The 18,956-nt window shown below is 69.9% G+C and carries 13 protein-coding genes; 8 read left to right on the forward strand and 5 right to left on the reverse strand.

Annotated features, from left to right (window positions below; translation table 11 throughout):
* Positions 1 to 314: 314 nt before the first annotated feature.
* On the reverse strand, positions 315 to 2,468 hold the full coding sequence (locus tag LPT13_RS02560; protein WP_242163190.1) for an aldehyde ferredoxin oxidoreductase: 2,154 nt from the start codon (positions 2,466 to 2,468) through the stop codon (positions 315 to 317).
* Between the two features lie 413 nt (positions 2,469 to 2,881).
* Between LPT13_RS02560 and LPT13_RS02565 the strand changes: the two genes are divergently transcribed.
* The 5 genes from LPT13_RS02565 (at position 2,882) to nrfD (ending at position 8,071) form a co-directional block, all read left to right on the forward strand.
* Positions 2,882 to 3,628: a ferredoxin-like protein gene (locus LPT13_RS02565; RefSeq protein WP_242163192.1), complete on the forward strand. Its 747-nt coding sequence runs from the start codon at positions 2,882 to 2,884 to the stop codon at positions 3,626 to 3,628.
* An 83-nt stretch (positions 3,629 to 3,711) separates the two neighbouring features.
* Positions 3,712 to 4,410, forward strand: coding sequence for a molecular chaperone TorD family protein (locus LPT13_RS02570; RefSeq protein WP_242163194.1), 699 nt, complete (start codon positions 3,712 to 3,714; stop codon positions 4,408 to 4,410).
* Positions 4,411 to 4,431: 21 nt separating this feature from the next.
* Complete coding sequence (locus tag LPT13_RS02575) at positions 4,432 to 6,630, forward strand: molybdopterin-containing oxidoreductase family protein (protein ID WP_242163196.1); 2,199 nt, start codon at positions 4,432 to 4,434, stop codon at positions 6,628 to 6,630.
* Entirely contained in the window at positions 6,630 to 7,169 is a 540-nt protein-coding gene (locus tag LPT13_RS02580; protein ID WP_242163198.1) for a 4Fe-4S dicluster domain-containing protein, read from the forward strand. The genes LPT13_RS02575 and LPT13_RS02580 overlap by 1 nt, the downstream gene beginning before the upstream one ends.
* Before the next feature lie 5 nt (positions 7,170 to 7,174).
* Positions 7,175 to 8,071: an NrfD/PsrC family molybdoenzyme membrane anchor subunit gene (gene nrfD / locus LPT13_RS02585; protein ID WP_242163200.1), complete on the forward strand. Its 897-nt coding sequence runs from the start codon at positions 7,175 to 7,177 to the stop codon at positions 8,069 to 8,071.
* Positions 8,072 to 8,235: 164 nt separating this feature from the next.
* On the opposite strand, the gene pdxT is transcribed toward nrfD, so the two are convergent.
* Together pdxT and pdxS are read right to left on the reverse strand one after the other, a co-directional pair.
* Positions 8,236 to 9,105, reverse strand: coding sequence for a pyridoxal 5'-phosphate synthase glutaminase subunit PdxT (gene pdxT / locus LPT13_RS02590; RefSeq protein WP_242163202.1), 870 nt, complete (start codon positions 9,103 to 9,105; stop codon positions 8,236 to 8,238).
* The gene (pdxS, locus tag LPT13_RS02595; protein ID WP_242163204.1) at positions 9,102 to 9,989 is read right to left on the reverse strand and encodes a pyridoxal 5'-phosphate synthase lyase subunit PdxS; all 888 of its coding nucleotides are present in this window, start codon (positions 9,987 to 9,989) and stop codon (positions 9,102 to 9,104) included. The genes pdxT and pdxS overlap by 4 nt, the downstream gene beginning before the upstream one ends.
* A gap of 380 nt (positions 9,990 to 10,369) precedes the next feature.
* Here pdxS and pdxR point away from each other — a divergent pair, with 380 nt between their 5' ends.
* From pdxR to cysK, 3 genes are all read left to right on the forward strand, one after another.
* Positions 10,370 to 11,965: a MocR-like pyridoxine biosynthesis transcription factor PdxR gene (gene pdxR, locus LPT13_RS02600; RefSeq protein ID WP_242163206.1), complete on the forward strand. Its 1,596-nt coding sequence runs from the start codon at positions 10,370 to 10,372 to the stop codon at positions 11,963 to 11,965.
* Positions 11,958 to 13,097 carry an Mbeg1-like protein gene (locus LPT13_RS02605; protein ID WP_242163208.1) on the forward strand — a complete coding sequence of 380 codons (1,140 nt, stop codon included), beginning with the start codon at positions 11,958 to 11,960 and terminating at the stop codon, positions 13,095 to 13,097. Before pdxR ends, LPT13_RS02605 begins: the two co-directional genes overlap by 8 nt.
* Positions 13,098 to 13,255: 158 nt before the next feature.
* A complete protein-coding gene (cysK, locus tag LPT13_RS02610) occupies positions 13,256 to 14,185 on the forward strand; it encodes a cysteine synthase A (protein WP_242163210.1) in 930 nt (309 codons plus the stop codon).
* On the opposite strand, the gene LPT13_RS02615 is transcribed toward cysK, so the two are convergent.
* Together LPT13_RS02615 and LPT13_RS02620 are read right to left on the reverse strand one after the other, a co-directional pair.
* A complete protein-coding gene (locus LPT13_RS02615; RefSeq protein ID WP_242163212.1) occupies positions 14,182 to 15,180 on the reverse strand; it encodes a gamma-glutamyl-gamma-aminobutyrate hydrolase family protein in 999 nt (332 codons plus the stop codon). The genes cysK and LPT13_RS02615 overlap by 4 nt on opposite strands.
* A 70-nt stretch (positions 15,181 to 15,250) precedes the next feature.
* Positions 15,251 to 18,484, reverse strand: coding sequence for an ABC transporter ATP-binding protein/permease (locus tag LPT13_RS02620; protein WP_242163215.1), 3,234 nt, complete (start codon positions 18,482 to 18,484; stop codon positions 15,251 to 15,253).
* Positions 18,485 to 18,956: the final 472 nt, after the last annotated feature.

Raw genomic sequence — 18,956 nt, forward strand, 5'->3', positions numbered from 1 at the left:
GAGCAGCCGATACGGCCCCCTGGAGACGCGAAAAGCGCCTCCAGGGGGCCTTTTCGCGTCTCTGGCACCCGCTTCGGACGGCCGGCGGTATGCCAAACCTCGACGGATTGCCACCCCGTGCGCGAAAAGCGTCCGCGCCGGCCTCCTGCCCTTGCGCCCCCGCCCCATAGCGGCGGCGCGCCTGCGTGCTGCCGCGCTTCGCCCCGCACCCCGCCCGGCACGCACGCGAAAGGGCCCCGCGCACGAAGCGCGGGGCCCTTTCAGAGTACGGCGCCATGGCGGAGCGCCGCGAGCAGGTGCCGCGAGGGGCAACCCTAGGGCAGCAGCCCCAGGCCGGAGAGCTCTTCCTTGACGTCGGGCATGCCGTAGGCGTCCAGGCACTCGGCGGTGGGGCAGCCCAGCTGCGGATCCCAGCCGAACTGCTCGTAGACCATGGTGAGGGCCGTCTGGAAGTCGCCCTTCTCCATCTTGTCGGTGCCCTTGGTGAACGGCTGCTTGTCGGGATCCTTGGTGAACACCCACTCGGTGATGACGTCGTGGTCGCCGCGCAGGTTGTTGTTGCCGTAGGAGCCGTCGGCCTTGGTCATGCCGCGCACGGTGTTGGCGCGCTGCAGGGTCATGATCTTGGCGCCGGCCTCGTAGAGCTGCTCGGTGGTCACGTCCTGGCCGGTGACGGCCTTGAAGAACTTGGCCTCCAGGTCGAGGTCGCCGCGGTAGTCGCGCTGGCGCGTGGGGCTCATGGTCATGGGCCACACCCAGTTGCACAGCGTGAGCGAGTCGTGCAGCACGTCGGTGACGACGGACCACCAGCAGAAGTTGGCCTTGTGCTCGTTCATCGGCGTGTAGTCCTTGTCGGGCGTGATGGCGTCGGCGCCGCCCCAGACCTCCTCGGCGATGGCCTGCTTGATGTCGAAGGGCAGGCCGCAGCCCTGGAAGTTGACGGCGGAGTGGATCATGTCATCGCGGTTGAACATCATGTTGTACACGGCGCCCACCTGGCCGAAGCACTCGATGGCGTGGTGCACGGGCCAGCCGCGGTAGTTGATGAGCGTCGACTTCGGGTTGTCGAACCAGGCCATCTCGTTCCAGCGCTCGCACCAGACGAAGGGGCCGTGGGCGAGGTAGGAGATCTCGGTGGTGGGGTCGACGATCTTGTTGATGATCTCGACCATGACGGTGGGGTCGCACACCTCGGGCGAGAACTTCTCCCAGTGGATGGAGGCGTACTCCTCGGGCGGCAGCACGCGCTGGAACACGCCGGTGGTGTGGCAGTAGGCGATGTCGCGGTAGAGCTGGGCGTAGTTGCACCACAGGCCCATGTTGTCCATGGTATTGGACGTGGTGGTGTCCCACAGCACCGACAGGTCGCCGCGGTCCTTCAGGCCCATCTGCAGGAAGGGCTCCATGTAGACGCTGACGGGGAAGTTGGCCGCGCAGGTGTTGCCGGTGGTGGCGAAGCCGGAGGTGTCCTCGGCGGCCTCGACGCGCATGTCGGAGTAGCAGTGGATGGGGCAGCTGTGGCAGCCGTCCATCTTGATGGTGTACTGCTCGGCGGCCAGGCCCAGGTCCTTGACCGACTTCATGCAGCGGTAGCCCACCGTGTTGATCTCGCCGGGCTTGGGCTCGCCGGTCTCGATGGGGCCGCCCTCGGCCGCGGCCCAGTACAGGCCGTTGCGGGCCGTCCAGCGCGAGCCGGCGTCGTAGAACTCGGCCCACTCCTGCTGGGTGGAGGGCACCACGTGGTTGTTGTTGGAGCCGATGATCTCGCGCAGCATGTAGTCGGACAGGTCGGCCACGGCCTGGGCGTCGGCCACGTTGACCGAGCCGGTGCCGCGCACCACGAGCGCCTTGACGTTCTTGGAGCCCATGACGGCGGCCGTGCCGGCGCCGGCGGAGTGGTTGCGCGAGTTGATGATGCAGGCGTAGGGCAGCAGGTTCTCGCCGGCGGGGCCGATGGCGGCCACGCACACGTCGGTGCCCTCGCGGCGCGACAGCGCCTCGGTGGTGGCGCGGGTGCCCAGGCCCCACACGCCCTCGGCGGACTTGATGGTCACGTCGCCGTTGTCGATGTTGACGTAGACGGGCTCGGCCGCCGCGCCCTCCAGCACCACGGCGTCCCAGCCGGCCTGCTTGATGCGGGCGCCCAGCATGCCGCCGCAGTGGGCGTCGACGACCAGGTGGTCCTTGGTGAAGGTGGAAAGCGAGCAGATGGTGGTGCGGCCCGCCAGGGGCACGCCGGAGGCCGTCAGCGGGCCGACGGCGAAGATGATCTTGTTCTCGGGGGAGAAGGGGTCGGTTCCCGCGGGAACCTCGTCGTACATGATCTTGTTGGCCAGCCCCATGCCGCCGATGTACTCTTTATAAGGCTCGGTGGATTGGACTGAGACGGTACCGTCAGTCAGATTGACGCGCAGAATCTTGCCGGTCCAGCCGTACGACGTGTTCGCGTCCTTCGTTGCATCAGCCATGGTTCATACTCCAAATCTCTTGCCTTTACGAGACGGGTGTTGTGTGGTCGCCTCTCGAGCCGATTGGAGCGCGGATACGGATACCGATGCTTGTCCGCTGGGGGAATTATGCCCTAGGCGGCCGTGTCCCCTGTCCCCTGGGGGCGAGGGTACTTTTCTTACGGGAAGGTAACGGGCCCCTGGTCAGAAGCGGGGCGCGCGGTCGTTTTCTAACGTCTTCCTTACGGCGCCGTTACGCGTCACGATTTCTCCTCATTTAGGGGACACGGCCCCGTCGGGGCTGCCGTACCCTTCGCCATGTTGTGTGGTCGGGTCAGCTTTAACCGGCTGGGCGAGCCAGATGGCGGCGCGAAGGCACTTGAGCCTAGACACCATCATTCGACACCCACTTTATAAGCGAGGGGGAAACGAACATGACAGACGCTAACAACAGCAACGCCCCTGTGGAGCCGACGGCCGAGGCCGCCCCGGAGCCCACGCCGGCCGCTCCCGCCGCCGTGGAGGCTGACGGCACGAAGAAGTCCAACGTCACCCGGCGCCAGGTCCTGGCCATGGCCGGCTGCGGCGTCGCGGGCCTCGTGGTCGGCGGCGTGCTGGCCTCGTGGGGCGTGACCCAGCAGGCCATCGCCTCGGGGCGCATCGACGTGCGCACCACGCCCACCAAGATGATCATCACCGACCGCGCCCGCTGCTCGGGCTGCCAGCGCTGCGAGATGAGCTGCACGCTCAAGAACGACGGCTACGTCGACCAGCACATCGCCCGCGTGCGCGTGTGGGACACCTACAACTTCGGCTACGGCGTCGGCACCGGCGGCGGCATCTACGGCGACTGCGAGTTCACCGTGAAGCAGTGCTACCAGTGCAAGGACGCCTGGTGCATGAAGTACTGCCCGGTCCACGCCATCCACCCCGACGAGAAGACGGGCGCCCGCGTGGTCGACGACGAGCTGTGCATCGGCTGCGGCATGTGCACCCAGGCCTGCCCGTGGAACATGCCCCGCATCAGCTCCAAGACGGACAAGTCCACCAAGTGCATCTCCTGCGGCCGCTGCGCCGACCAGTGCCCCAACGGCGCCATCCAGTTCGTCGACTGGGAGGACATCGCGCAGAAGTGCATCGACGAGGGCGTCGTCTCGGCCACCACGGTCTACCAGGCCTAGGGAACGCCCGGCGCATCCGACGCGGCGGCCCGCGCGGCCGTCGCCATCCGTCACCCGATACCACCTGAAAGGAGGGAGCGATCATGGAAGACGCGGCGGTGTTCTCCACCCTGGCCCAGTGCTTCGGGCCGGTGGACGAGCGTGAGTGGAACGAGCTCACCGACCCTGCCCAGTGGTCTGACTTCCTGGCCGGCGCGCGGCGCCTGCTGCAGGACAATCGCCCCCTTGGCGCGGACGAGCGCCCGGCGCTGGCCATGAGGGCGCGCCTGCCGCTGCAGGAGTTCCTGTCGGCATCCGAGCTCTCGGCGCTGTTCGCCCCGCCCAGCTACCAGGATAAGCACGCCTTCGCGGCGCGGCACTTCACCGGCGGCCTGCCCGACTCGGCCGTCCCCGTGGAGTCGCTGTACCAGCCCGCGCATCCCACCACCCCCGGCGTCCCCGCCGGCGGCGGCTATATGGGGGACGCGGCGCTCTACGTGCGCGACGTCGTGGACGGCCTGGGGCTCGCGGTGCCGCCCGCCTTCGCGGCGTGCCCCGACCACCTGGCGCTCGAGCTCGACCTGGTGGCCGTGCTCCTGCGGTCGGGCAGGGAGGACGCGGCGCTCGCCTTCCTGGCGGAGCGCTTCGGCTGGCTCACCGCCTACCGCGCGCGCCTTCTGGCCCTGGACGAGGACGCGAGCTTCTACATCGGGCTCATCGACCTGGTCATGGGCATCAGCGCCCAGCAGGAGCCCTTCGAGGATGACGTGATCTCCGGATGCGCGATTGATTCCGTCGCGTAAGTTATAAGAGAGGAAGCAGCTATGTCAGAAAACGCTATCACGAGGCGCAGCTTTCTGGCGGGGAGCGCGGGCGTGGCCGCTGCCGCGGCCGTGGGCTTCACGAGCTTCGGCGCCTGGCAGCAGGCCCATGCCGACGAGGAGGCCGGCGAGGGTCGCACCGAGGCCGTCCACACGCTGTGCAACGCCTGCTCCAGCAAGTGCGGCTACACCGCCTACGTGGTCGACGGTAAGCTCACCAAGCTCATCGGCGACCCCCAGAACCCCAACGCCAGCGGGCATCTGTGCGCCCGCGGCTACGGCTACTCGCAGATCGCCTATTCCAAGGACCGCCTGACCGACCCCCTGAAGAAGAACGCGCAGGGCGTCTTCGAGGCCATCTCCTGGGATCAGGCCTACGCCGAGATCGCCGAGAAGGTGCGCGCCATCATCGAGGAGGACGGCCCGGACGCGCTCGCGCTGGTGCAGGACCCGCGCCCGTCGGGCTCCTACTACGCCAAGCGCTTCATGACCGCCCTCGGCTCGCCGAACAGCTACACCCACGGCGCGGCCTGCAACCTGTCCAAGGTGTCGGGCATCACCCAGGCCATCGGCGCCGGCGACTGGGTGTCCGACGTCGAGAACTCCAAGATGACCATGTTCATCGGCCGCAGCTACTGCGACGGCATCCGCCCGAGCCAGGTGGCGGCCCTGGAGCGCGGCTTCGAGAACGGCGCCTACACCGTCATGGTCGACCCGCGCTGCAACAACTCCACCGTGTTCGCCAGCGAGTGGGTGCCCATCACCCCCGGCACCGACCTGGCGCTGGTGCTGGCTATGAGCAACGTGCTCATCAAGAACAACCTCTATGACGCCGACTTCGTGGCCGCCAACGGCGTGGGCTTCGACGAGTGGGCGGCGGCCATCGCCGAGTGCACCCCGGCCTGGGCCGAGGAGATCACCGGCATCCCCGCCAACACCATCGAGCGTTTGGCCGCCCAGTTCGCCGAGGCGGCGCCCGCGGCCTCCATCGAGCCCAGCTGGCGCGGCGCCTACGGCTGCGCCTACGCCAACTCCGGCGAGACGGCCCGCGCGGTTGCTCTGTTCAACACCCTGCTCGGCTGCTGGAACCAGCCCGGCGGCGCGCTGCTCACCTCGAGCGCCGCGGCCGGCAAGCTGGACGACCCGCGCTTCGCCGCGCCGCCCAAGCCCGAGGGCACGCTGCTCGGCACCAAGGAGTACCCGCTGGCGGCGGCCTCCATGGGCTCGGCCGTGTTCGCCGGCGAGATGGCCAAGGCCGGCGTGCTGAAGGGCATGTTCTTCTACAACTCCAACATGGCCGCGGGCTACTCCAACCCGGCCTACCTGGCCGACGCCCTGTCCCAGCTCGAGCTGATGGTTGTCTGCGACGTGCAGATGTCCGAGACGGCGCTTCTGGCCGACTACGTGCTGCCCGAGACGAGCTACCTCGAGCGCGCCGAGCTGCCCGAGTTCGGCGGCGGCAAGGTGCCCTACGTGGCCATGCGCTCCCAGGTGCTCGACGTGATCCACCCCAACACCAAGTCCTGCGACCAGATCTTCACCGAGCTGGCCCAGGCCTGCGGCGTGGGCGAGTACTTCGACTTCACCCAGGAGGAGCTGGCAAACGCTCAGCTCAAGACCGTCGGCCTGGACGTGGACAGCCTGCGTCTGGTGGGCACCGTCCAGTTCCCCGAGAAGGCCTTCGTCTACGGCACCGCCCCCAAGTGGAACACCCCCACGAAAAAGGTGCAGTTCACGAGCGAGGCCTGCGCCAAGGCGGGGCTGTCGGCCTGCCCGGTGTGGGTGGCCCCCCAGACCGTCCCCGAGGACGGCGCCTTCCGCCTGGTCGGCGGCAAGGAGGCCATCATGACCCACACGCAGACGGCCAACATCCCCGAGCTCATGAACATCGCCGAGCAGTACGGCCTCGACCGCCCGTGGATCAGCGCGGCGGACGCCAAGGCCCTCGGCATCGAGGACAACGACGAGTGCGTGGTGGAGAACGAGCAGCACTCCGGCACGTCGAAGGTGCGCGTGACCGAGCGCATATCCCCGGGCGTCGTCTACATCCCCAGCCACTTCGGGTGCACGGTGCCCGAGCAGCACACGGCCTACGGCTTCGGCCTGCGCATCATGGACTACGTGCCGTTCCACATCGAGCCCGCCTACGGCTCGGCCATGACGCAGGAGGCCACCGTTAAGATCAAGAAGGTAGGTGCGTAATGGCTAACTACGGAATGCTCATCAACACGAAGAAGTGCATCGGGTGCTACGCCTGCCGCACCGCCTGCCAGCGCCAGAACAACCTGCTGCCCGACGAGGCGTTCATCCGCTTCGAGGAGCGCGAGGTGGGCACGTACCCCAGCGTGCGCGTCGAGCACGTGCCGCTGCAGTGCATGCACTGCGAGGACGCCCCCTGCGTGAGCGTGTGCCCCACCGGCGCGGCCAAGTACGGCACCGACGGCATCGTCGAGGTGGACCAGGGGCGCTGCATCGGCTGCCTGTACTGCGTGGCCGCCTGCCCCTACCAGGTGCGCGTGCGCAACTCGCAGACCGGCGCGGTGGACAAGTGCCGCTTCTGCACGGTGGCGGCCGACGACGGCACCAAGATGTGCTCGTGCGTCGAGGCGTGCCTGACCGGCTGCCGCATCTTCGGCGACCTCGATGATCCGAACAGCGAGATATCCAAGGCCATCATCGAGACGGGCGCCGCGCCCATCGCCGGTGATCTGACCAAAGCCAAGATCTACTACGTGAGGTGATTGAGATGACCTTCGAACCTATCTGGAACTCCATCATCGCGTGGTACCTCTTCCTGGCGGGCCTGGGCGGCGGCGCCTACGTCAGCGCGGCCTTCCTGCGCTGGCGCCACCCCGAGGCGGTCAACATGATCCGCATCGGCCGCGTCATCGCGCCCGTGGTGGTCATCATCGGGTTGTGCCTGCTCATGTTCGACGCGACGGCCGGCCTGCACAACCCGCTGCGCTTCGCGCTGCTGCTGACCAACTTCGGGTCGGTCATGACCTGGGGCGTCGTCTTCCTCGGCGTGTTCGTGGTGCTGTCGCTCATCGGCGCCGGGCTCGACCTGGCGAAGCGCAACGTGCCGCTGTGGCTCGACGTGGCGGGCGCCGTCTTCGGCGTGTGCGTGGCTGTGTACACCGGCTGCCTGCTGGGTGTGTGCAAGACGTTCCCGCTGTGGAACAACGCGCTGCTGCCCATCCTGTTCCTCGTGTCGGCCATGTCCACCGGCATGGCGGCGGTGCTGTGCGTCGCCATCTTCCGCCACCCGGAGGAGTTCAACCGCGTGGGCGTGTTCAAGAAGTTCCACTTCTGCCTGCCCATCATCGAGCTGGTGCTGGTGGCGTCGCTGCTGTTCGTGACGGCGTCGAACGCCAGCCCCGCCGGCTGGGAGTCGGTCATGAACCTGGTGGGCGGTGATTGCGCCCTGGCCTTCTGGTTCCTGTTCGTCCTGGTGGGCCTCGTGCTGCCGACGGCGCTTGAGACGTGGCTGCTGTTCTTCAGCCCCAAGGAGTTCGAGGAGAGCCGCAAGGCGCACTGGATCAGCTTCGCGTCGGATGCCGGCGTGCTCATCGGCGGCTTCGTCCTGCGCCTGCTGGTGCTCATCGCCGCCATGCCGCTGACGATGGTGGTGCCCTGGTACTAGGATCGCGGCGCTTGCGCGCGAGGGGGCGTCGGCCGTGGGGCCGGCGCCCGCCCGTTGCGGGCCCTCCGGCTGGAGGGCCCGTTTTTTTGCGCGGGGTGCGGAGGGCGCGGCAGGGCGCGGGGAGGCGGCACGGGCGCGAGCGCACGGGGGCGCGAACTGGCGCGCTAGCGCATCAACGCGAGGAAGCGGCGGTAGAGGCGGTCGTCGCCGTCGAGCTCGGGATGGAACGCGGCGGCTATCTGGGCGTCCTGCTGCACGGCGACGACCTGGCCGTCCAGGGTCACGAGCGGCCACGCGCCGGGGCCCAGCCGCTCGATGCGCGGGGCGCGGATGAACGTGAGGGGGACGGGGACGGGAGCGGCGGAGGCGACGCGGTCGTCGGTCGCGGCGTCGGCCGCGCTGGGATCGTCGGGGAAGGCGCCGCCGCCCTCCCAGGTGCCCTCGGCGTGGAAGCTGCCGAGCTGGCGGCCGTAGGCGTTACGGCTCACGGTGGCGTCCAGGGTGCGCAGGCCCTCGACGGCGGCGCGGTCGGCGGCGGCCGCCACGTCCAGCCCGCGCAGGTCGCCCGCACCCTCCACGCGCGCGGCCAGCAGGATGAGCCCCGCGCAGGTGCCGAGCGTCGGCAGGCCCGCGACGATGAGCGCGCGCAGGGGCCCCAGCATCCCCGTCTCGCGCAGGAGACGCGATTGGGTGGTGGACTCGCCGCCCGGCAGCACCACGCCGTCGAGGGGGCGGGCGGCATCATCGGCCCGGCGTAGCTCGACCGCCTCGCAGCCGAGCCGTCGCAGCCGCCGGACGTGCTCGGCGAAGGCCCCCTGCACCGCCACGACGCCCACGCGCGGCCGCCGGCGGGCGGGGCCCGCCGCGGGTGCGGGGCGCTCGCCGGCAGGCGCGCCGGCGCCGTGTGCCTCGCTGGCCGCCGCGGCCTCCGCCGACGCGCCGCCGTCGGCGCCGGCCTCCGCTCGCGCGTGGCGGGCGGGTTTTCCGGCTTCCTGCCCCGAGTGCGGCTCTGCGGCGCGCCTTCCCGCGCTCATCGGCCCCTCTCCTCCATGATGAGCTCGATCTCCTGCGCGTTGATGCCCACCATGGCCTCGCCGAGGTCCTCGGAGAGCGCGGCCAGCAGCTCGGCGTCCCCGTAGTCGGCGACGGCGCGGACGATGGCGCGGGCGCGGCGGGCCGGGTCGCCCGACTTGAAGATGCCGCTGCCCACGAAGACGCCCTCGGCGCCCAGCTGCATCATGAGCGCGGCGTCGGCCGGCGTGGCGATGCCGCCGGCGGCGAAGTTCACCACGGGGAGCCGGCCGGCGTCATGCACCTGGCGCAGCAGGTCGAGGGGCACCGCCAGCTCCTTGGCGGCCTCGAACAGCTCGTCGTCGCGCAGCGAGGCCACGCGGGCTATCTCCGCGTTCATCACGCGCATGTGGCGCACGGCCTGCACCACGTCGCCGGTGCCCGGCTCGCCCTTGGTGCGGATCATCGACGCGCCCTCGGCGATGCGCCGCAGGGCCTCGCCCAGATCGCGCGCGCCGCACACGAAGGGCACGGCGAAGCGCGTCTTGTCGATGTGGAACGTGTCATCGGCGGGGGAGAGCACCTCCGACTCGTCCACGTAGTCGATCTCGATGGCCTGGAGGATCTGCGCCTCCGCGAAGTGCCCGATGCGGCACTTCGCCATGACGGGGATGGAGACGGCGGCCTGGATGCCCTTGATCATGGCCGGGTTGCTCATGCGCGACACGCCGCCGGCTGCGCGGATGTCGGCGGGGATGCGCTCGAGCGCCATGACGGCGCAGGCGCCGGCCTCCTCGGCGACGCGCGCCTGCTCGGGGGTGGTGACGTCCATGATGACGCCGCCCTTCAGCATCTGCGCCAGCTGCCGGTTGAGCGCCGCGCGCTCCTCTGCCTGGGGTTCGTCCATAGGTGATCCTTCCGCTCGACGATGACGACGCCTGGAAGCGTAGTCGCCAACTGGCTCTATTGGTATAGTCAATTACGAAGTTTTTGATAAGGTCAGATGGAAGAGGAAGGGGCGTTGGACGCCCCGCGCGGGCGCGGGCGGTTGGCGTGGCGCGGGTGGTTGGCGCGGATGGCACGCGGGCACGGCGCGGACGCAGGCGGTGGCGCGGACTACGGTGCGGCGTGGGCGCGGTGGCGCCGGCGTGGCGCGGGCTGTTGGCGCGCGACCGCTCGGGCGCGTTTGGTACGGACGCGGCGGACGGTTGGCGCGCGTGGGTGCTCGTGAATGTTTCACGTGAAACATTTGTTTGGACGGATGGCGAAGGAAAGCGGGGAGAGCGGATGCTGGCGTACCAGCTGGAGCGCGGGCCCGGCGCGGCGACGCTGCAGGGGCAGCTGTACGCGCTGGTGCGACGCGACGTCGAGGGCGGGGCGCTGGGGGCGGGGGAGCGGCTGCCCTCGAAGCGGGCGCTCGCGCGGCACCTCGGCGTGAGCGTCGTCACCGTGGAGGCCGCCTACGGCCAGCTCGTGGCCGAGGGCTACCTGGAGGCGCGCCCCCGCAGCGGGTACTTCGCCGCCGACATCCCCCGCCCGCCCCACACGCCCGCGCCCGACGCGACGCGCAACGCCCCTGTCCTCGCGCCCGGCGTCCCTCGCGGCGTCCTCGCGTCGGGCGCCATGGGCTCCGCTCTTCTCGGCGCCCCGGCCCCTGCTCTCCCCGACGGCCTCCTCATTACTACCCAAAGAGGGAATAATCCCCAACTGCGTCCCAACGAAAACACCCCCGCGCCCGCCACATCCGCCGTACCCGCCACATCCGCCGCGCCTATCTTCGCGGACTTCTCGGGCGCGACGCCGGCGGCGGGGGCGTTTCCCTACGCGGCCTGGGCGCGCACCATCCGGCGCGTGCTGGCGGACGAGTCGGAGCGCACGCTGCTGGCGGCGTCGGGCCCGCAGGGCTCGCGCGCCCTGCGCGAGGCGCTCGCGGCGCACCTGCGGGGTCTGCGCGGCATGGAGGTCGACCCGGGCCAGATCGTCGTGGGCGCGGGCGCGCAGACGCTCTACCACCTGCTGGTGCAGCTGCTCGGCCGCCATCGCCGGTTCGCCGTCGAGGATCCGGGCTATCCGCGCCTGGCCGCCACCTACCGGGCCGAGGGCGCCGAGGTGGCGCCCGTGGCGCTCGACGGGGACGGCCCATCCGTCGCGGCCCTGCGCGCGTCGGGGGCCACGGTGCTGCACTGCATGCCGTCGCACCAGTTCCCCACGGGGCTCGTCACTCCGGCGCGCCGTCGCCACGAGCTTCTGGCCTGGGCCGCCGAGGAGCCCGGCCGCTACCTCGTCGAGGACGACTACGACTGCGAGTTCCGCATGGCCGGGCGCCCCCTGCCGGCCCTCCAGAGCAGCGACGCGACCGAGCGCGTCATCTACCTGAACACCTTCACCAAGAGCCTGGGCGCCGCCTTCCGCATCGGCTACATGGTGCTGCCGCCGCACCTGGCGCGCGCCTTCGCCCGCGATTTGGACTTCCATGCCTGCACGGTGGGCGCGCTCGAGCAGGCGGCGCTCGCGCGGTTCATCGCGTCGGGCGACTACGAGCGCCACGTCAACCGCCTGCGCGCCCGCTGCCGGCGCGTGCGCGACGCCCTGCTGGCCGCCCTGCGCGCCACGCCCGCGGGCCGTGCCGGCCGCCTGGCGTTCGAGCACGTGGACGCCGGGCTCCACTTCGTCCTGCGCGTGCCCGGCATGGGCGCCGCGGCCCAGGACGCCCTCGTCCGGGCCGCGCTGGCCCGCGGCGTGCGGATGGCCCCGCTTTCGTCCTACGCTTTGGGATCAACGGACGCGCCGTCGTTGACCGGCCGCTTCCTCATGGCCTATGGTTCGGTGCGGGAAGAGGACGCAGCCGAGGCTGCTCGCGTGATAGGAGATGAATGTGGCTAACATCGTGTCCTACCTCGCGCGGGAGCAGCGCACCTTCGAGGAGGAGCCGTTCAACGTGGTGGACGGCCTGGTCATGGCCACGCTGGCCTACCTGCGCTACGAGCGCTACGACCGCATGCCGACCAACCCCGCCGAGCCCGTGCGGCTCCACGACGTCATCGCCCTCACCTCGTGGAAGGCCCTCGTCGCCGGCAGCTGGATGCGCGACGCGTCCGACAGCCGCCCCTTCCTGCGCGCCCTCATGGCCAGCCGCCGCTATCGCGACGCCTTCGTCAGCTTCTACGCCAACGAGCACTCCGACGCAGTGGAGAAGCAGTTCTCGGCCATCACGCTCACCGTGGGCGACGGCCGCTCCTACCTGGCCTTCCGCGGCACTGACGGCAGCCTGGCCGGCTGGAAGGAAGACTTCAACCTCTGCTTCATGGACGTCACGCCGTCCCAACGCGCGGCCGTGGCCTACGTGTCCGGCGTGGCGTCGGCCCTGCCCGGGCGGATCGTGCTGACGGGCCATTCCAAGGGCGGCAACCTCGCCCAGTACGCGGCGCTGTGCGTGGCGTCGGGCGTCTACGGGCGCATCGACCGGGTGTGCAACTACGACGGCCCCTCGTTTCTGAGCGACCCGTCGCCGCGGGTCGACGACGCCGCCTACCACGCGATGCTGTTCAAGGCGGTGCCCGAGTCGTCGCTGTTCGGGATGATCCTGGAAAGCGGCCGCGACTACCACGTGGTGCAGTCGAGCGCCATGCTCATCTTCCAGCACGAGCCCTTCTCGTGGCTGGTCAGCCATGGCGACTTCCTGTACCAGCAGCGCCTCAACCGCACGGCCGTGTGGGCCGACGGCACCCTCGACGGCTGGCTCAAGACGCGCACGCCCGAGCAGCGCGCCCAGTTCATCGACACCATCTACGACTTCGTCGCCGCCTCGGGCGTCAAGACCTCCCAGGACCTGCACCGCAACTTCGGCTCCATCGTGGTGAATGTCGCCACGTCCACCGCCAAGCTCGACCCCGAGACGCGCTCGTTCATCCTCGACACCCTGAAGGCCCTGCTCGGCGTGGTCGGCAGCGAGACGAAGAAGGTCATCATGCCGCGTGCCCGCTACGGATCGCCATCGGATTCCCCGAGCGCTTGACAAAGCCTAGTAAATTGCTAGTCTTTTAGGAGAAGAGAAGCAGCCGCCTGCAGGACGCGGGCGGCGAGGCGACGCGCGGCCGGCGCGGGCGCCGCAGGCGGGCCGGCCTCACCGGCGTCCGCGCCGCGGCCGGGCCGACCCGAGGAAGGGGCACTCCCATGAACGTGCACGGCAGCGTATCGGAGCTCATCGGCAACACCCCGCTGGTGGAGCTCGTCAACTTCGAGCAGGCGCGCGGCCTGGGCGCCACGGTGGTGGGGAAGGTGGAGGCGATGAACCCCGCCGGATCGGTGAAGGATCGCGTCGCGCGCGCCATGCTCGACGCCGCCGAGGACGCCGGCCTCATCGACGCCGACACCGTCATCATCGAGCCCACCTCGGGCAACACCGGCATCGGCCTGGCGGCCCTGGCCGCGGCCCGCGGCAACCGCGTCATCATCGTCATGCCCGACACCATGTCGGTCGAGCGCCGCAACCTCATGCGCGCCTACGGGGCCGAGCTCGTGCTCACGCCCGGCGCCGAGGGCATGAAGGGCGCCATCGCCCGGGCCGAGGAGCTCGCGGCGGCCACGCCCAACTCGTTCATCCCGTCGCAGTTCGAGAACCCGGCCAACCCCGCCATCCACTACGCCACCACCGGCCCGGAGATCTGGCGCGACACCGACGGCAAGGTGGACATCCTGGTGGCGGGCGTGGGCACCGGCGGCACCATCTCGGGCGCGGGCGCCTACCTCAAGGAGCAGAACCCGGCCGTGCGCGTGGTGGCCGTCGAGCCGGCCACGTCGCCGGTGCTGTCCGAGGGGCGCGCGGGCAAGCACGGTATCCAGGGCATCGGCGCGGGCTTCGTGCCGGCCACGCTCGACACGGGCGTCTACGACGAGGTGCTGCCCATCGCCGATGACGAGGCCTTCGCCGCCGGCCGCGAGCTGGCCGCCCGCGACGGGCTGCTGGTGGGCATCTCGTCGGGCGCCGCGGCCGCCGCGGCCGCCAAGCTGGCCCAGCGGCCCGAGAACGCGGGCAAGCTCATCGTCGCCATCCTGCCCGACACCGGCGAGCGTTACCTCACCACCGCGATGTTCGACTTCTAGCGCGCCGCGCGCAGCACGCGGGCGGCGTCCACCAGCGCGCCGAACAGCGGCGCCATGGGGCCGTCGCCCGCGAAGAACTCGGGATGCCACTGCACGCCCAGCATGAACGACCGCCCGGGGTGCTCCACGCCCTCCACCAGGCCGTCGGCCCAGGCGCAGGCGCGCAGCTCGGGCGCGACGTCGCGCACCGCCTGGTGGTGCAGCGAGTTCACCTGAAACGGCCCCGGCCCCATGATGGCGCCCAGGCGCGTGTCCGCGCCGATGGACACCTCGTGCACGGGCTGCGAGGGCGCGGCCGTCTGCCAGTGGCGGTAGCGGTCGAGCCCCAGGTCGGTGGGCAGGTCGACGTAGAGGGTGCCCCCGTAGTACACGTTCATCAGCTGCGTGCCCCGGCAGATGCCCAGCACGGGCACGTCGTGGGCGTCGGCGAAGTTGAGGATCTCGTACTCCAGCGCGTCGCGCTCGGGCGTGAGCTGGCTCACCGCCGCGAAGGCCGCGTCGTCGGGGGAGGGCCCGCCGTAGAGCGCCGGGTCCACGTCGTGACCGCCGGTCAGCACGAAGCCGTCCAGGTGCTCGAACAGGCTCGCGTAGGCGTCGACGTCGTCCATGAACGGCAGGATGATGGGGATGCCGCCGGCCGCCGCCACCGCCGGCGCGTAGTCGGCCGGCAGGCTGAGGAAGCGCTCCTCGGGGAACTGCTTGGCCACCAGCCCGATGAAGGGCCGCGGCTCGCCCGACGACGCCCAGGCCGCGCCCCGCCGCGCCGCGGGCCCCGCCGCGGGCGGCACCCCCACGTCCTCGAGCGCCTCGGGCGCCACCGCGCGCACGGCCTTGGTGCACGGCATTCCGGTGGACGCGGTGCACAGCGGCACCGTCACGCCGGCGACCACCGTCTCGCCGTAGGCGCGCAGGCACGTCTCGGGCGTCTCGGCGTCGCAGAACCCCATGTCGGGGGAGGGCTTGATATCGTAGAGGGGCTCTTCCTTGTGGCTCACGGCATCCACCTTCCGCTGGGGGAGGCCCCGCACGGCCGCCCCCAGCGCCCCGCACGGGGCGGGGGAGGGGCTACTCGCTGCGCAGGGCCTCCACGGGATCCTTCCGGCTGGCGCTCGACGCGGGGATGAGGCCCGCGATGAACGACAGGAACACGCTTATCCCCACCAGTATAGCGGCAGCCTGCCACGGCAGCTGCGCGACGTTGGGCACGTCGAAGAGCGAGTACACCATGGCGTTCACCGGGATGCAGCCCAGGGCGGTGATGCCCACGCCCAGCAGGCCCGCCACCAGGCCCTCGATGATGGTCTCGGCGTTGAAGATGCGGCTGATGTCGCCCTTCGAGGCGCCGATGGCGCGCAGGATGCCGATCTCCTTGCGCCGCTCGAGCACCGAAATGTAGGTGATGACGCCGATCATGATGGAGCTCACCACCAGCGATATGGCGACGAAGGCCACCAGCACGTAGCTGATCATGTTCACGATGTCGGTCACCGACGCCATCAGCGTGCCCACGAAGTCGGTGTAGGTGATGACCTTGTCGTCGGCGCCCTCGGCCTCCATCCGCGCGTTGTAGTCGTCGAGGATCTGGATGACGTGGGCCTTCGCGTCGAAGTCGATGGGGTAGATGTCGATGCCGGCGGGCTTGGCCGGGTCGGCGTAGCCCAGGCGGCGCAGGTTGTTGTCGTAGGTGGCGTCCTCCGAGGTCATGAGCGACATCATCAGGTCGCGCAGCTCGTCTTCGGTCATGTTCATCTCGAAGGCGTTGGCGAAGGCGTCCGCGTCGATGGATATGGCCGACGCCATGTTGGCGCCCAGCTGGCTCATCCCCTTCTGCATGGCGGCGGTGACCTGGGTCTCGAGCGCCTGGGACATGGTGGCCATGTAGGAGGTCATGGTGGAGGTGACGTAGCCCTGCAACGCGCGCGCCACCTGGGATTCCAAGTCCTTTTCCTGGGCGATCTTCATGGTCTGCGCCGCGATGGCCGCCTGGCCGGCGGGCGACTGGAGGAACTTGGAGAACGCGCCGCTGAAGTCGGCCATGGCCGCGGCCTGCTCCTCGGGCGGCAGGCCCTTGAGGTAGGCCTGGAACGCGCCCATCACGCCGGTGACCACGCCGGATATCTGCTCGTCGGACAGCTCCAGGTCGAGCGAGCCCACGAGCGCGCCCATGTCGGGCTCGGGCGCCGGCGGCAGGCTGGCCGCCACGGACTGGAGGTCGAGGGTGTTGGACATGTCCACCGACAGCTTGCGCTGGTCGATCTTGAACGCCGCCTGGAGCGCCTCGGAGTTGATGGTGAACAGCGAGTCCATGTCGAAGGAGTCGGCGTCGTCCTCCTCCTCGCCGAAGGGCTTGCCGGTGAACACGTTGACGGTCGGGTCGGCCAGCTGGTCTTGGACGATCTGGCTGGCCTCGGCGCGCTCGATGACGTGGTCGACGAGCGACGCCGGGTAGTTGAGGCCGGGGTTGAGCATGGTGGCCTTCGCGTCGGGCGAGGGCGTCACGATGCCCACGACGGCCAGGTCCTCGCCGGCGGCCACCAGGTCGCGCATGAAGGCGTTGTCGTCGGACTTGTCCACCCACACGCCGTAGTCGGCGTCGTAGGCGTACCAGTCGGCGGCGTTGACCAGCTTGAAGCGTACGCCGAGCACGTCCTCGTAGGAGACGGGGCGGATGTCGCCGGGGATGGCGACCTCCTCCTCGGCGGCGAACTGGCGCACCATCTCGTCGAGCTCGGCGCCGTCGCGCAGGCCGAGGGTGTAGAGCATGAAGTCGCTGATGCGTCCGCTCGGCGTGGTGACGAGCACCACCTCGTCAGGCCCCTCGGGCCAGCGGCCGGCGCGCACCTCGTACTGCGACTCGTAGAGGGCCGGGTCGTCGGGCATCTCGTAGAACATGTCGGTGCTCATGGCCATGGACATGAGCGAGTTGCTGGACACGTCCGACCCGATGCCGAGCGGCGCCATCGAGCGGTCGGGGTTGACCTGGCGCAGGTTGTCGGTGTCGGAGAGGAAGATCTGGGGCGCCACGTCGTAGGTGCACTCGATGGCGTTGACGTAGGGCTCGATGCCGCTGTCGCCGCTGTCGAGGTAGGTCTTGAGCGACGCCAGGTCGTTCGAGCCGATGGAGCCGAACATGGTGGTGAGCATCTGCGCGATGCCCACCTCGCCCTCTGGCGCGTCGCCGGCCATGGCGTCGAGCGCGTCCTGCTCGTTCTCGGGCCCCGTGCCCGTGGCGGGCCCGCCGGCGTCCTGGGCGGCCTCGGGGCTGTCGACGGCACCGTCGGCGGGCTGCTCGGCGCCGGCGCCGCCCGACGCGTCGGGCGCGTCGTCCGACCCGCCCGCGCCCAGGAGCATGGACGTCATGTCGAAGCCGGAGGACATGATCTGCAGCGGGTACTCCGACAGCGTCTCCTCCTCCACCGTCTTTATGTAGTCGTTCACGCCGTTGGCCAGCGACAGGATGGCGGCGATGCCGATGATGCCGATGGATCCGGCGAACGCCGTCATGAGGGTGCGACCCTTCTTGGTCATGAGGTTGTTGAACGACAGCGACAGCGCCGTGAGCGGGCCCATGGACGTGCGGCGCACCTTCTTGGTCGACTCGCGCATCTCGTCGGCGGAGGGGTCGAACGGGTCGGTGTCGGATCGGATGACGCCGTCGGCCAGGTTGACGATGCGCGTGGCGTACTGGTCGGCCAGCTCGGGGTTGTGGGTGACCATGACCACCAGGCGGTCCTTGGCGATCTCGGTCAGCAGGTCCATGATCTGGACGGAGGTCTTCGAGTCGAGGGCACCGGTGGGCTCGTCGGCCAGCAGGATCTCCGGGTCGTTGATGAGGGCGCGGGCGATGGCGACGCGCTGCATCTGGCCGCCCGAGAGCTGGCTCGGCTTCTTGTTCACGTGGTCGGCCAGGCCCACGCGCTCGAGCTCGGCTATGGCGCGGCGCCGGCGCTCGTCGCGGCTGACGCCCGACAGGGTGAGCGCCAGCTCGACGTTGGCGAGCACCGTCTGGTGGGGGATGAGGTTGTAGCTCTGGAAGACGAACCCGATGCGGTTGTTGCGGTAGGTGTCCCAGTCGCGGTCCTTGTACCGCTCGGTGGAGATGCCGTCGATGACGAGGTCGCCGCTGTCGTAGTGGTCGAGGCCGCCGATGATGTTGAGCATGGTGGTCTTGCCCGATCCCGACGGACCCAGGATGGCCACGAACTCGTTGTCGCGGAAGGCCACCGACACGTCGTCGAGGGCGACCTGCGTGAAGCTGCCGGTGGTGTAGGACTTGCGGATGTGCTTGAGCTGGAGCATGGGTGAGCTGCCTTCCCGGGGTGGCTCGCGGTCGAGCGCGCGGCCGCCGGCTGGGGCGGCGCGGCGCGCGAGGAGGCGCCTCCTGCGGCGCCCCCTGCCTTGTTCGGCAGATATTTTAGTAGCTAAACTACTTTTTCGACGAAGCACCCGCGAAACAACATATACCGAGGGGGCGCGATGCGCGATGCGCGAGGCGTGGGTGGCGCGAGCGGGTGGCGCGTGGAGCGCGCGGGCGGTGCGAGCGGCCCGGCCCGATGGGCGCGCGCAGGGATTTGGGCGGTTTCGCGTCATTTCGGCGAGTTTCCCGAGCCTGGAAGGCGCCTTTTCGGCCTCAGCGCTTTTAGGGCGAGACGTTTCCCCAGGTCACGCTTTTTCCTTCGGCGCGAATCGGGTGCAAAGAGGGGGAATTGCCTCGGGAAACTCGCCAAAATGACGCGAAACGGGGAATTCTCGTGCAACGGGTGGGGGAAAT

Source organism: Adlercreutzia faecimuris (assembly GCF_022669055.1).
GTDB lineage: Bacteria > Actinomycetota > Coriobacteriia > Coriobacteriales > Eggerthellaceae > Enterorhabdus > Enterorhabdus faecimuris.

Bases quoted from the DNA above. Each gene is read 5' to 3' on its own strand.
- LPT13_RS02570 (WP_242163194.1), top strand. From the start codon at position 3,712: ATGGAAGACGCGGCGGTGTTCTCCACCCTGGCCCAGTGCTTCGGGCCG.
- LPT13_RS02560 (WP_242163190.1), bottom strand. From the start codon at position 2,468: ATGGCTGATGCAACGAAGGACGCGAACACGTCGTACGGCTGGACCGGC.
- LPT13_RS02575 (WP_242163196.1), top strand. From the start codon at position 4,432: ATGTCAGAAAACGCTATCACGAGGCGCAGCTTTCTGGCGGGGAGCGCG.
- LPT13_RS02620 (WP_242163215.1), bottom strand. From the start codon at position 18,484: ATGCTCCAGCTCAAGCACATCCGCAAGTCCTACACCACCGGCAGCTTC.
- LPT13_RS02565 (WP_242163192.1), top strand. From the start codon at position 2,882: ATGACAGACGCTAACAACAGCAACGCCCCTGTGGAGCCGACGGCCGAG.
- pdxS (WP_242163204.1), bottom strand. From the start codon at position 9,989: ATGGACGAACCCCAGGCAGAGGAGCGCGCGGCGCTCAACCGGCAGCTG.
- cysK (WP_242163210.1), top strand. From the start codon at position 13,256: ATGAACGTGCACGGCAGCGTATCGGAGCTCATCGGCAACACCCCGCTG.
- nrfD (WP_242163200.1), top strand. From the start codon at position 7,175: ATGACCTTCGAACCTATCTGGAACTCCATCATCGCGTGGTACCTCTTC.
- pdxR (WP_242163206.1), top strand. From the start codon at position 10,370: ATGCTGGCGTACCAGCTGGAGCGCGGGCCCGGCGCGGCGACGCTGCAG.
- LPT13_RS02580 (WP_242163198.1), top strand. From the start codon at position 6,630: ATGGCTAACTACGGAATGCTCATCAACACGAAGAAGTGCATCGGGTGC.
- pdxT (WP_242163202.1), bottom strand. From the start codon at position 9,105: ATGAGCGCGGGAAGGCGCGCCGCAGAGCCGCACTCGGGGCAGGAAGCC.